This window comes from Arthrobacter sp. PAMC 25486 (genome assembly GCF_000785535.1).
Classification (GTDB): domain Bacteria; phylum Actinomycetota; class Actinomycetes; order Actinomycetales; family Micrococcaceae; genus Specibacter.
Genome location: NZ_CP007595.1, coordinates 1232284 through 1245286, shown reverse-complemented (window position 1 = coordinate 1245286; position 13003 = coordinate 1232284). Strand labels below are relative to the sequence as shown.

General features: G+C 64.0%; 11 protein-coding genes. 5 read left to right on the top strand and 6 right to left on the bottom strand.

The genetic code is table 11. The annotated features are described in order from the left end of the window. Positions 1–2: 2 nt before the first annotated feature. Positions 3–518, bottom strand: a complete 516-nt coding sequence (locus art_RS20865) for a transposase family protein (RefSeq protein WP_082000126.1) — start codon at positions 516–518, stop codon at positions 3–5. 853 nt (positions 519–1371) lie between these two features. Here art_RS20865 and art_RS05790 point away from each other — a divergent pair. Both art_RS05790 and art_RS05785 read left to right on the top strand, forming a co-directional pair. Further along, entirely contained in the window at positions 1372–1908 is a 537-nt protein-coding gene (locus art_RS05790; RefSeq protein ID WP_038463112.1) for a PadR family transcriptional regulator, read from the top strand. A 5-nt stretch (positions 1909–1913) separates the two neighbouring features. Next, positions 1914–3623, top strand: a complete 1710-nt coding sequence (locus art_RS05785) for an AarF/ABC1/UbiB kinase family protein (protein ID WP_038463110.1) — start codon at positions 1914–1916, stop codon at positions 3621–3623. Positions 3624–3662: 39 nt separating this feature from the next. On the opposite strand, the gene art_RS05780 is transcribed toward art_RS05785, so the two are convergent. After that, the gene (locus art_RS05780; RefSeq protein ID WP_052136043.1) at positions 3663–4865 is read right to left on the bottom strand and encodes a CaiB/BaiF CoA-transferase family protein; all 1203 of its coding nucleotides are present in this window, start codon (positions 4863–4865) and stop codon (positions 3663–3665) included. 142 nt (positions 4866–5007) lie between these two features. On the opposite strand from art_RS05780, the gene art_RS05775 reads away from it, so the two are divergent. Beyond that, positions 5008–5847 (top strand): IclR family transcriptional regulator, encoded by an 840-nt coding sequence (locus tag art_RS05775; protein WP_157875160.1) that lies wholly within the window; start codon positions 5008–5010, stop codon positions 5845–5847. A gap of 28 nt (positions 5848–5875) precedes the next feature. Here the strand turns inward: art_RS05775 and art_RS05770 are convergent, their stop codons facing one another. Both art_RS05770 and art_RS05765 read right to left on the bottom strand, forming a co-directional pair. Further along, positions 5876–6985 (bottom strand): histidinol-phosphate transaminase, encoded by a 1110-nt coding sequence (locus art_RS05770; RefSeq protein WP_052136042.1) that lies wholly within the window; start codon positions 6983–6985, stop codon positions 5876–5878. Continuing rightward, positions 6982–8460 (bottom strand): cytosine permease, encoded by a 1479-nt coding sequence (locus art_RS05765; protein WP_052136041.1) that lies wholly within the window; start codon positions 8458–8460, stop codon positions 6982–6984. Before art_RS05765 ends, art_RS05770 begins: the two co-directional genes overlap by 4 nt. A gap of 280 nt (positions 8461–8740) precedes the next feature. Here art_RS05765 and art_RS05760 point away from each other — a divergent pair, with 280 nt between their 5' ends. After that, complete coding sequence (locus tag art_RS05760) at positions 8741–9961, top strand: acyl-CoA dehydrogenase family protein (RefSeq protein WP_173425227.1); 1221 nt, start codon at positions 8741–8743, stop codon at positions 9959–9961. 243 nt (positions 9962–10204) lie between these two features. On the opposite strand, the gene art_RS05755 is transcribed toward art_RS05760, so the two are convergent. After that, positions 10205–10528 carry a type II toxin-antitoxin system PemK/MazF family toxin gene (locus art_RS05755; RefSeq protein ID WP_038463107.1) on the bottom strand — a complete coding sequence of 108 codons (324 nt, stop codon included), beginning with the start codon at positions 10526–10528 and terminating at the stop codon, positions 10205–10207. Next, on the bottom strand, positions 10525–10791 hold the full coding sequence (locus tag art_RS05750) for an antitoxin MazE family protein (RefSeq protein ID WP_253901489.1): 267 nt from the start codon (positions 10789–10791) through the stop codon (positions 10525–10527). Before art_RS05750 ends, art_RS05755 begins: the two co-directional genes overlap by 4 nt. Before the next feature lie 205 nt (positions 10792–10996). On the opposite strand from art_RS05750, the gene hutU reads away from it, so the two are divergent. Continuing rightward, positions 10997–12676: a urocanate hydratase gene (gene hutU / locus art_RS05745; RefSeq protein ID WP_038463102.1), complete on the top strand. Its 1680-nt coding sequence runs from the start codon at positions 10997–10999 to the stop codon at positions 12674–12676. The last annotated feature ends 327 nt before the right edge of the window (positions 12677–13003 follow it).

Here is a 13003-nt window from a genome sequence, read left to right as displayed (position 1 = left end):
GTCTAAAGCGCCGAAAAGTAGGGGATCTCGTTAGATTTCTCGGCTACCGATACCTGACCCAACACGGCACCGGTTCCATGGTCAATGGCCGCCATCAAACGCACGCGCGTGCCGCCGCCGTTCTTGGCGCCACGGACTTCCTTGCCATCCAGAGCGATCGCAGACACGGTTGTTGCAGCCTGCTCCCACTCCCCGGACAACCGGTCCAGCAGGTCAACATCAAGGCGTTCGAAAACCCTACCGAGCGTGGTGGCGTGCGGGGCACCAATCCCCAAAGCAGCGAGCTGGTCCCGTGCCGTGTCCGAAGCCCATTCCGCCATCTCCACCAACGATTTTGCCCCCGCCAACACTGAGCACACCATGATGACGAACAAGTGCGGAAAACGGTGCCTGATCCCTCGTATCTTGCGTGGATCCGGCAACTCACACAGAGCCGCAAGGACCTTGCCCGGATCAACTTCCACCCCACCCAGCGCAGTGGATTCGTCAATGAACAAAGCAGAGTGAGAAGATGACATGCGAGAACTCCTGGCAATCCAGCGGCTTAGACACCAGCTGGCTTAACGGGAGTTCTCGCTTTTTAACAGCCACGACCCCATTCGTCTCACATGTTAAGACGCCGGTCACTCACAAAAGACTTTGCAGCCGCCCTGATAGCTTCCTGTTGCAGTTGGGGATCAGTGGGGCAAGAAGTGCTGTGGTTGGTGTCTTCCATCTGGGTACTCGTAGTGGGCGTGTCTTATGTTCTCCAGACTTAGCATTGTGATGATGATATTAGGCCGTAGCCCGGGTACGACTCAGCTCGCGACTGACACTCTGATGGGCTGTCTTTCCCATGAATCAGCCCATCAGGCGGGCGGCTAGCACTTACCGTGGTAGCAGGTCGGGCATGGCTTCAATAGGAGCTCGATCCGCAGAGTCCCATCACAGTCCTGTCTGACCGGATGGACGACACCAGTGACGTGTAATACCGATGCGAGACGCGTGCCACGAAACTTAGCCGCACCTTTAGACTGACCGTAGACGGCATTCCCGATACTCGTTCAGAAGTTGCATGGGGACTTGTGGGCATACCCTGATGATCTGTCGTTGCCGCTCCGGGGATGAATCAACACGATCTGCTGCGAGCGGGCGCTGCTGACTGAAGGATCAGTTGCTTCACGTTGGTGTCCTCCACCACGCTGCCCACTGCTGACAATGGAAGCGACGTCAGCACGGCGAGTGCGGCAATTCTCATTTGGTGGGTTTGCTCAGCTTCCCACCGTCGTGCCTGGTAGCTGTGAGACGCGACGGAACCATTGTCTTTGAGACCACCCGGGTATATCGTTAGCTATCGTTTAGTATCGTTCGCGATTGACTAAGGAGCTCAAAATGAACAATTCATTCCCCGCAGGCGGATTCATGGGCAACAACTTCGACGGCGTGTGGCAGGCCGTCGAAGACTTCCGGTCACGGTTTGAAAAGCGCTCGGGCACCCGTGCCGGGCGCGGCGGATTGCGGGCGGCGGTGCTGGCATTGCTGGCGGAGCGTCCCATGCACGGGTACCAGATCATCCGTGAAATAGAGGAGCGCAGCGGTGGGAGCTGGAAACCCAGCGCCGGCTCCGTCTATCCGACCTTGCAGTTGCTGGCCGATGAGGGTCTGGTCAGCGCCGAGGAGGACAACGGACGCAAGATCTATTCGCTGACTGAGGCGGGTCGGGAAGAGGCAGCGGGTGCCGAATCTGTCTCGCCCTGGGAGGCTTCCGGGCCGAACCCTGTGTTTACGGCATTGCCGAAGGCTGGCATGGAACTTGCCCAGGCAGCGGCTCAGGTGGGGCGCACGGGCAATAAGAAGCAGGTCGAAGACGCCGTGGCGGTGCTCGAAGAGGCACGTCGGAAACTGTACTCAATCCTCGCCGAGGGCTGACGTAGGTGGCCTTGGCTCGACGCGACGGCACGGAGACGGTGCCCGGCGCCGGGAACATCCGCGCGCGCTACCGCCGCATCCTGCGCTTCGCGGCGTGGAACCTGGCGGTGACGTGGTGGTACGAGTTGCTGCTTCCGCGGGTTGGGCTCTCCAGGATCGCCGAGCGCAGCAGGGCGGAGCGGATGCGGCGGTTCGCGCGGCGCTTCCATGTGCTGGCCGTGGATCTGGGCGGGCTGATGATCAAGGTGGGTCAGTTCATGTCCTCCCGGCTGGATGTGTTGCCGCCGGAAATCACCGCCGAGTTGGAGGGGCTCCAGGATGAGGTGCCGCCGGTGGCTTTTCCGTTGATCCGGGCTTTGGCGGAGGCGGAGCTGGGTGCACCGCTGGAGGCAGTGTTTGCCTCGGTGGATTCGACACCCGTTGCTGCCGCATCGCTTGGGCAGGTGCACCGGGCGCAGCTGCTGCCGGGCAATGCCGCAGATGCCGGGCTCGGCACAGTTGTGTTAAAGGTCCAGCGCCCCGGCATTGAATCGATTGTGGATGTGGACCTCGCAGCGTTGCGCAAGGTGGCTGGCTGGCTCAGCCATGTGCGGCTGGTGTCTTCCCGTGTTGACGCTCCCGCCCTGGTGGAGGAGTTTGCCAAGACCAGCCTCGAGGAGATCGACTACCTGAACGAGGCGGCGAATGCCGAGCGCTTCGCCGAGGAATTTGCCTCTGATGTGAAAGTGGCCGTGCCCGGCGTCGTGTGGGAGCGGACGACGCGGCGCGTGCTGACACTGGAGGATGTCACAGCCATCAAAGTCACGGATTCTGAAGCGCTGCGCGCGGCGGGGATCGATCCCAAGGAGGTGGCCCCGGTATTCGCATCGGTCATGTTCGACCAGCTGTTCACCAACGGCTTCTTCCACGCCGATCCGCACCCCGGCAACATTTTTGTGACCCCGGTTGCCTCACCGTCCGCTGGGCGCCCGTGGAAGCTGACGTTTATTGACTTCGGCATGATGGGCCATGTTTCGGATACGACGCGCAGCGGGCTGCGAAAGTTGCTAATCGCGGCGGCCGCGCGTGACGGCGCAGGGCTGGTGGAGGCGATGGGCGAGGTTGGTGTGCTGGTGCCGTCGGCGGACACGCACGAGCTGGAGCGGGCGATGACCCAACTCTTTGCCCGGTTTGGCGGGATGGGGTTCGCCCAGCTGCGCGACGTGGACCAGAAGGAATTCCGTGACTTTGCGGGGGAATTCGGCGAGGTGGTGCGCGCGCTGCCGTTTCAGCTGCCGGAGAACTTCCTGCTCATCATCCGCGCGATGTCGCTGACCTCCGGAGTGTGCAGCGCTCTGGATGCCGAGTTCAATCTTTGGGACTCGATTGAGCCTTATGCTGCGCAGCTGCTGCGCGACGAGCGCGGGAACCTGGTGCAGGACGTGGGCCGGCAGGCGCTTGAGATTGCAGGCATTGCTGTTCGTTTGCCGAAGCGGCTGGACACTTTTCTGGCTCATGCGGAGGAGGGTACGCTGACGGTGTCCAACCGGCGCCTGGAACGACAGACGGCACGGCTGGGCCGGCTGACTCAGCGGCTGACCTCGTTCGTTGTGTTCGGGGCGTTGCTGGTTGCCGGTGCGGTGGTGCGGGCGGGCGACCTGGTGTTCGGGAATGTGTTGATGATTGTGTCGGTACTGCCGCTGCTGCACGGGCTGTGGGTGGGGCGCCGACGGTGAGTCACCCGCTCACGGTGGTGGCCCGCCGTCGTCCATCCACTACAACCCGGTGCGCTCCCCACCCGCAATCCAGGTGTCGACCAGACTGTTGTGCTGGCCCAGGGCAGGAGCGGGCGACGGTGCCACGGACCCTGACAATCGCAGCGGGGACGCCAGCGTTTTGAAGCCGTCCGACTCGGTGGCGACGTTGCCGCGGTGGGCCGAGTGCTCACTGGTGAGCGCCTCATTGACGGAGTGCACCTTTGAGACGGGCACGTGGTGGGCGGAGAGCAGCTCGATCGCCTCGTCATCGGTGAAGGGGTGCAGCGCCTCCTCCAGTGCGGCCCGGAATTCGGCAGGGAATTCGTTGCGCCGTGTCTGCTCCTTGAAACGGTCGTCGCTGAGCCACTCCGAACGATTCAGCGCCTCGGTCAGCCGCGGTAACAAACGGTCCCCGGCAATGGCGATGGCGATGGCACCGCGCCCGGTCTGGTAGGTGCTGAACGGCGTGGACATGGCATGGTCATTGCCGCAGGCCACGGGCTCCTCGCCGTGAAGGGCACGCATGCCCACCGATTCCAGCACGGAGATCAGGCTGTCCAGCATGGCGACGTCAATATGCTGGCCCCTGCCCGTCAGGTGGCGCTCGTTGATGGCCGCCAGCGCGGCGATCGCCCCGTACAGGCCGGGAATGACATCACCAATGCTGATGCCGATCCGCGTCGCCTCCCCGCCCGGCCAGCCGGTGATCGACATCAGCCCGCTCATGGCCTGCGCAATGAGGTCGTAGGCCGGGGCGTTCTGCAGCGGCCCTGCCTGGCCAAAGCCTGAAATGCTGACAACGACCAGCCGCGGGTTCTCCTGCAGGAGCTTCTCTGCGGAGAGACCGAGGCGGTCCATGACCCCGGGCCGGAAGTTCTCAATCACGACGTCGGACCGCCTCACCAGGGCGAGCAGGCGCTCACGCTCCTCGGCAACCTTCAGGTCCATCGTGACGCCGTACTTGCTGCGGTTGAACAGGCGGTAGTAGGCGGATTCGCCGTTGAACCAGGGCCCGAAATGGCGGGAGTCGTCGCCGTCGGGACTCTCCACCTTGATGACCTCGGCGCCCAGGTCCGCCAGGATCATGGCACAGAAAGGGCCGGCCAGCACCCGGGACAGGTCCAGCACGCGCAGGCCCTCGAGGGAGCCGGGACGGTTAAGGGCTGCGGGATCGTGGGCAGCGGTTTTGTGGGTGGCCGCGACAGGTGGGGGAGTAGTCATGAAAAATCCAGCCTTTGTACGTGGGGATGGTCCGGCAATCCGGTCGTTGTTACTACCATCACAGCATTGAAATGCGCGAAGAACCCATTCCTTGGCCCTAACTCGTCTGTGATCACAGACGAGTTAGGGCTAGCATGTCTGCATGGGTACACAGAATTTGCCGCAGGTCCCGGCAGCCAGAAACGTGCTTTCGGTACTTCGCTACGTGGCGGCGCAGGCCGGACCGGTGGGGGCTGCCGCCATCGCCCGGGACGTGGACCTGCCCCGCTCCACCACCTATCACCTGCTCGCCGCCCTGGTGGACGACGGCTTTGTGGTGCACCTGCCGGAGGAGCGCAAGTATGCGCTGGGTGTCACCGCGCACGAGCTCGGGACGGGCTATTCCCGCCAGGCGCCGCTGCAGCGGCTGGCCCGTTTTCCGTTGGCGCAGCTCGTGGAGCGCACCAAGCGAACCGCCCACCTGGCCGTCATGCACGGGCGCGAGGTCATCTATGTCATCGAGGAGCGGGCCAAGCGGCAGTCCACCCTCGTGACGAATCCCGGTGTCCGGCTGCCGGCGCACCTCACGGCCAGCGGCCGCGCCATGCTGGCCGCGATGTCGGCCGAACAGCTGGACGCCTTGTTTCCGGGGCCCGAGGCATTCCCCACACGGTATGAAACGGGTGTGCACTCGGTGCCTGCGCTGAACGAACTGCTGGAGCGGATCAGGGAGCGGGGCTTCTCCTGGGAACAGGACGAGGTCACCGACGGGTTCTCCAGCATCGCGGTCCCGGTCCTTGACCACAGCGGGCTCGCCGTGGCCAGCGTGACGTTGACGGTGGCCAACCGCCCTGCCTTGAGTCCGGCCGCCGCGGCCCGCAATGCGGCCGAGGGAATCGTCCAGGAACGAACCATCAGGGTAGAGGACCTGGCACAGCAATGGCTGCCCGAGGTCACACGCTGCGCCACGGAAATCTCCCGACGGCTGCGGCCCAGCGGGTGAGCGTGGCTCTGGTACGGAGCTACGGGGACTAGTCGGCCAGCCACGCTTCCACGGCCCGCAACACGGCAGCCTCCGCGTCGCGGGAGCCAACCGTGACCCGCACGCCCTCACCGGCGAAGCTGCGGACGCTGACACTTTCAGCCAGGCAGGCGGCCTCCAGCGACGCGGCACCGTCGCCAACCGGCAGCCACAGGAAGTTTCCGCCGCTGTCCGGAAGGTGCAGGCCACAGGCTGTGAACGCTGCATGCAGGGCTGCGCGCCCCTCCCGGACAGTGGAAACAGTCGCATCCAGCGCCTTCGTGTCGGCCAGGGCGGCCACGGCGGCAGCCTCTGCCACCTTGTTCAGGCCAAAGGGTGGCGAGACGGCGCGCACGGCAGCGGCAATGTCCTCTCCGGCCACAAGGTAACCCGCCCGCAGCCCGGCCAGACCGTACGCCTTTGAAAAGGTGCGCAGCAGGACGAGATTGGGGTGAGCCGCGAGCAAGGCAAGGCTGTGCTGGGAGGAGGCGCCGGCGTCGTCCGTAAATTCCAGATACGCCTGGTCCAGGACCACCAGCACGTGCGAGGGGATGCGCACCAGGATGTCTTCCAGCGCCGCCGCAGCCAGGACCGTGCCCGTGGGATTGTTTGGACTGCACAGGATGACGGCCGCGGTGTCGGCGGTGACGGCGCTGGCCATGGCCGGGAGGTCGTGCGTGTGGGCGGCGGTGAGCGGCACCTGGATGTCGCGGGCTCCGGTGAGGCGGACCAGGATGGGGTAGGCCTCGTAGCTTCGCCAGGCGAAAACCACGTTCTTGCCGGGACCGGCGAATGCCGTCAGCAGCTGCTGGAGCACCGCGAGCGAGCCGGCGCCGGCCACAACCTGATCCTCGGCGACCCCCAGGCCGCGGCTCAGCGCCGCGACCAGTGGATCGCCCTGCAGCGTGGGGTACTGCTGACAATGCCGGGCCGCTGCATCAATGGCGGCCAGGACCGGGGGCGACGGCGGCAGGAAGGACTCGTTCGACGACGCCCGCCACCTGGGTGGGACCGTGCCGCCCGCCTTGGAATAGACGGGCAGCGTGGACACCAGCTGCCGCGGCCGGGGCACGGGTGAGGTCCCCGGTACGGTCTCTGGAATGGTCTGGACCGTGGTCATGGGGCGGGGGTTTCGAGGGGCTCCACCACTGCGGGATCGGGGGAGATTTCGTCGTCGGCCGGGTAGACCATCTCTGCCGGCGGGTGGTTGAAGCGCTTGGCCACGGGGTAGTAGACAAGGGCCGTGACCACCAGTCCGACGAGCCAGGAGATGTCCGCGCCGCCCAGCAGGGGAGTGATGGGGCCGGTGTACATGGACTGGGCCAGGAACGGGATCTGCACCACAACGCCGAGCAGGTAGGTCAGCAGTGCTGGAACATTCCAGGCGCCATAGCGGCTCTTGGGGTCGTAGAGCGCCGGGATATCCACCTTTTCCTTCGAGGAGAAGTAGAAGTCCACCAGGTTGATGGAGCTCCACGGGATGAAGACCATCAGCAGCAGAAGCACGAAGTTCTTGAAGTTGGAGATGAAGCCCTCGGAGGCCACGAGGGCGATGATGACGGAGACACCGATGAAGCCGATGACGTAGGCAAAGCGGACCCAGGGGGCAAAACGCAGCTGGCGGGTGAAGGCGCTGACGGAGGTCAGGATGGTCATATAGCCGCCATAGGCATTAAGCGTGTTAACGGTCAGCTTGCCCACCACAATCACGATGTACATCAGCACGGCAATGGCGCCGCCACCGGCCAGATCGCCCACAAACGCCACCTGGTTGTCAATGAACGCCTTCCCGGAAGGCATCGCGATGGCTGCGAACATTGCGCCGAGGGTCATGGACCACTGGGCGCCCAGAACGGAACCGGACATGCAGGCGAAGAACGTCTTGGTGGCATGTGTGTTGGCCGGCAGGTAGCGGGAGTAGTCCGCCACGTAGGGGCCGTACGTCAACTGCCAGCCTGCGCTGAGGGAAATGGCGAGCAGGAACGTGGGAATGGCGAAACCACCCACACCCATGACGGATCCGACGTCGTGCTTGAGGAAAAGCTGGATGGCAAGGTAAGTGAAGCCGATGATGCCCACGATCGTGGAGATCCGGCCCAACATGTGGATGTACTTGTAGCCCAGCGTGGCCACCAGCACGGTCAGTGCACCGAAGACCAGCACGCCCACAACGGGGCTGTCGGTGGGGAGGATCTGGTCCACGGCCTGCCCGGCAAGCACGGCCCCGGTGGCGGCGAAGCCCAGGTACATGACGATGACCAGGATCAGCGGGATGACGGCGCCAAACACGCCGAATTGGGCGCGGCTGGAGATCATCTGCGGCATGCCCAGCTTGGGACCCTGCGCTGCATGGAGGGCCATGACGGCGCCGCCGAGCAGGTTGCCGATGAACAAGCCGATGATGCCCCAAAATGCGGGGGCGCCGAAGATGACGGCCAGGGCACCGGTGACGATGGCAGTGATCTGCATGTTCGCCCCGAACCACAGGGTGAACTGGCCAAAGGGCTTGCCGTGGCGCTCGCGGTGCGGCACGAAGTCGATGGATCGGCGCTCAATGGCCGGCCCGCTCTTTCGCACAGTTTGTATTCTGGACATCTCATTCCTCCATTGGAACGTTGCGTTGTCGTGGTGAATTTCTTGAGTCCATCTGAGCATGAATGCGTGGACGGAACGTGATGCGGTTCACCAAACTCGTCTGTGATCCGAGACGAGCAGCCGATTTGCGTGATCGGGCTCATATTTTCCACCCCGGTCCGGGCTATGTTCGAAGGACACCGCAATCCACAACGGCGGCCCGGAGCGGGTGCCATGCGCCGCCTTCCGGCAGATCCCCCGGCCAACGGCCACCCTGCCCCATCCCCTGGAGGAGATTTCCATGACCGACACCGCTGTTTCCGCCGCCACTGTGGCTGGCCCGGCCGCCGCTTCCACCGCTCTGCCATACCCTGATGGCGATTTCTTCTTTTTTGAATCCCTGCTTCCGGCCAACGAGCTGGCCCGGATAAATGAAATTCGCGACTGGATGGAGGCCAACGTCCGGCCCGTCTCCCGCGACTTCTGGAACCGCAGCGAATTCCCCGTCCACCTGATCCCCGAGGTTGCCAAGCTGGACATGATCAGCCCGGTCCGCCGCCAAGGATATTCGCACCTGCTGGCCGGCATGGTCACCGCCGCCATCCACCGCGTGGACGCCTCCTTCGGCACGTTCTTCAGCGGCCACGACGGACTGTTCACCGGCTCCATCGAACTGCTCGCCTCCGAGGAGCAGAAGGCGGCGTGGCTGCCGGACATCTACGCGCTGCGCAAGACCGGCGTCTTTGCCATCACCGAGCCTTTGGCCGGATCCGACGTTGCCGGCGGCACCCAAACCACGGCCGAATGGAACGGTGATTCATGGGTCTTGAACGGAGAGAAGCGCTGGATTGGCAACTCCACGTTCTCCGACTATGTGATCGTGTGGGCCAAGGACGTGGCCGACGACCAGGTCAAGGGCTTCCTCGTGGACACCTCCACCCCGGGCTTCACCGCGACCCTGATTGAAAATCGCATTGCCCTGCGCGCGGTCCAGAATGCCGACATTGTCCTGCAGGACGTCGTCGTGCCGGCCTTCAACAAGCTGGCCAACGCCAACAGCTTCCGCGACACCAACAAGGTGCTCAAGACCACCCGCGCCACGGTGGGCTGGCAGGCCGTGGGCATCCAACTGGCGGCGTTCGATGTGGCCCGGAAGTATGCCGTGGAGCGCCACCAGTTTGGCAAGCCCATTGCCAGTTTCCAGCTCATCCAGGAACAACTGGTCACCATGCTCTCCAACGCGCAGGCGTCGATGGGCATGATGGTCCGGCTGGCGCAGATGGAGGACGCGGGCACCACCCGCAACGAACATTCCGCCATGGCCAAGGCCTTCGTGACCAAATGCATGCGCGAGACCGTGGCGCTGGGCCGGGGCATCCTGGGCGGCAACGGCGTCTCCGTGGACTACGAGATGGCGAAGATCTTCTGCGACGCCGAGGCCATCTACACCTACGAGGGCACCTACGAGATCAACACCCTGGTTGCCGGACGCGCCATCACGGGGATCGCCGCGTTCGTCTAGCACACCTGCTTGAAGTTCGACGGCGGCCGTCCCCCCTTGGTGGGGCGGCCGCCGCTTCTGGTCGTTGCATCCTTGAGCCGTTGGTGCCTGCTGGTCGTTGGAACTGGGACTCGCGTAGCGTGTGAGCCATATTCACGACTTACACGTATATTCACGAGACTAGATCGTGGACAATCCGTTCGTGCCCACCGCCGTGTCCACCCCGCCGGATCTGCTCCTGCGGGTGCCCCTGACGGGCATTTATCAAGCGATCCCGAGAAAGACGAGCAGGGCCCGCTCCACCTGATCCAGCTGGGTGGGTGTCAGTCTCCCGACGCGGGACTGCACGTTGGATCTGCGCACGGTCGTCAGTTTGTCCACCATGATGTAGCTGTCCCGGAGCGAGCCTGACAGCTCTGTCGGTTGAACGGCGATGCGCAGCAAAGGTGCGTCTACCAAGGTTGAAGTTAGCGGCAGCACGGTGATGGATTCTGTCGCTTCGAAGCGGCCATCTTGCATCATTAGTGCCGGGCGCGGCTTGCTGGAACAGACGCCTCCGGCAACCGTCCAGATTTCGTCCCTGATCACTCGTCTTCCCACGAAACAGATGCAGCCTCTACGAAGGTCTGGCAATCAGTCAAGGTATCTGCCGCGGCGATGGCGGATGCTTGCCGATGCGCTTCTTCACGAAAGCCCGCGGTGCGGGCGTCGTGCACCCACACTTGAAGCGGCCGGAAGCCCTGTTTCCGCATCCGTCGCCGGTACTCACTCACTCGATCCCTGGCAGCCATACCAAAATTGTTACCTGTAACACTGTCGTTCGGAAGGCTCAAAGGCTCGTAATCGCGCACTTGAGGCAGCGCATGGGCGGGTCAACCACGCAAGGTGACATCCCGCCGTCGTGCATCCCCTGAAGCTGCCTATTGTCTTGGATGACAGACGGTCTGCCTGCCGAGCCCCTAGGATTGCGCGTCGGGCCGGGGTTTGATTGAGACATAGAAGCACTCCGGGAATTTTCCGGGCACCGACCTTGAACCAACAGCTAAGGAAGCAATCATGGCAACGATGCATGACCCCTCCCGCACCATCCGCGCGGCACGTGGCACCGACCTTTCGGCAAAATCCTGGCAGACCGAGGCGCCGCTGCGCATGCTCATGAACAACCTGGACCCCGAGGTTGCCGAGCGACCCGAGGATCTCGTGGTCTACGGCGGCACCGGGCGGGCGGCCCGTTCCTGGGAGGCCTACGACGCAATTGTGGCCACGCTCAAGACGCTCGATGACGACGAGACCCTCCTGGTGCAGTCGGGCAAGCCGGTGGGAGTCTTCCGCACCAACGTGTGGGCGCCTCGTGTGCTGTTGGCCAACTCGAATCTGGTGGGGGACTGGGCTACCTGGCCCGAGTTCCGCAAGCTCGAGGCCGAGGGGCTCATGATGTACGGCCAGATGACGGCCGGTTCCTGGATTTACATCGGCACGCAGGGGATCCTGCAGGGCACCTTTGAAACCTTCGCGGCGATCGGGGAGAAGCGCTTCGGCGGCACCCTGGCCGGGACGCTGACCCTGACCGGCGGCTGTGGTGGCATGGGCGGCGCGCAGCCGCTGGCCGTCACGCTGAACGGCGGTGCCTGCTTGATCGTTGACGTGTCGGAGGAGCGGCTCAAGCGCCGCGTGGGCAAGCGGTACCTGGATGAGCTGGCACCTTCATTGGATGCTGCGCTGGAGCGCGTGCTCGCCGCCAAGGCTTCCAAGACTCCGCTGTCCGTGGGTGTCGTGGGCAATGCCGCGGAGATCTTCCCCGCCATTCTGGAGCGCCACAAGGCCGGGGAATTCACGGTCGACATTGTCACTGACCAGACGAGTGCGCACGATCCGCTCTCCTACCTGCCCACCGAATACTCCGTGGAGGAGTGGGCTGCCGAGTCCGAGGCCGATCCCGACGGCTTCACGAAGAAGTCCCAGAATGCGATGGCCCGCCACGTGCAGGCCATGGTGGAATTCCAGGACGCCGGCGCCGAGGTCTTCGACTACGGCAACTCCATCCGCGACGAGGCCCGCAAGGGTGGCTACTCGCGGGCGTTCGAGTTCCCGGGCTTCGTCCCGGCCTACATCCGTCCGTTGTTCTGCGAGGGGATGGGCCCGTTCCGCTGGGTTGCCCTGTCCGGGGATCCGGAAGATATTCGCGTCACCGACGAGGCGCTGAAGGAACTGTTCCCCGAGAACGCCCATCTGCACCGCTGGCTCGACGCCGCCCAGGAGCATGTTGAGTTCGAGGGCCTGCCGGCCCGCATCTGCTGGCTCGGCTACGGCGAACGTGCCAAGGCCGGTGTGCTGTTCAATGAGTTGGTGGCTTCCGGCAAGGTGTCCGCGCCGATTGTCATTGGGCGCGACCACCTCGACTCCGGCTCCGTGGCATCGCCGTACCGCGAGACCGAAGCCATGAAAGACGGCTCGGACGCCATTGCTGACTGGCCTCTTCTGAACGCCATGCTCAACACAGCATCCGGCGCCACCTGGGTTTCCATTCACCACGGCGGGGGAGTGGGCATCGGCCGCTCCATCCACGCCGGCCAGGTCTCCGTCGCCGACGGCACCCCGTTGGCTGCGGAAAAACTTGCCCGCTTGCTGACGAACGACCCCGGCATGGGTGTGATCCGCCACGCCGACGCCGGGTATGAGCGGGCTGTTGAGGTTGCGGCCGAGCGCGGGGTGCGGATCCCCATGCAGGAGCAATAGCTCCATCCATATTTGGGACGTCCCGCCGCGGATTTGGTCCCGCGGCGGGGTTCCCATCGACTCTGGGACGAGTTTCGCGGGGTGCCATGGCGTTGTGTCCAAGTCTCGGATTTGTTCCTCATGCTTGATCAGCGCGCCGGGGCGGCCGCCTCCTTGCCCGCTCGCCCACGGTGTGCAACCCGCATTAGCAGGCCACGCTCGCAAAACTTTCCGAATCTCAACCACGTCGACTTCCCTGAGGACCGTCCCTGTTGACCTCCATGCCGGAAACGATGACGGGATGATTAAACAAGGAAACGAAGGACGCCTCGGTGCAACACTCCTGAC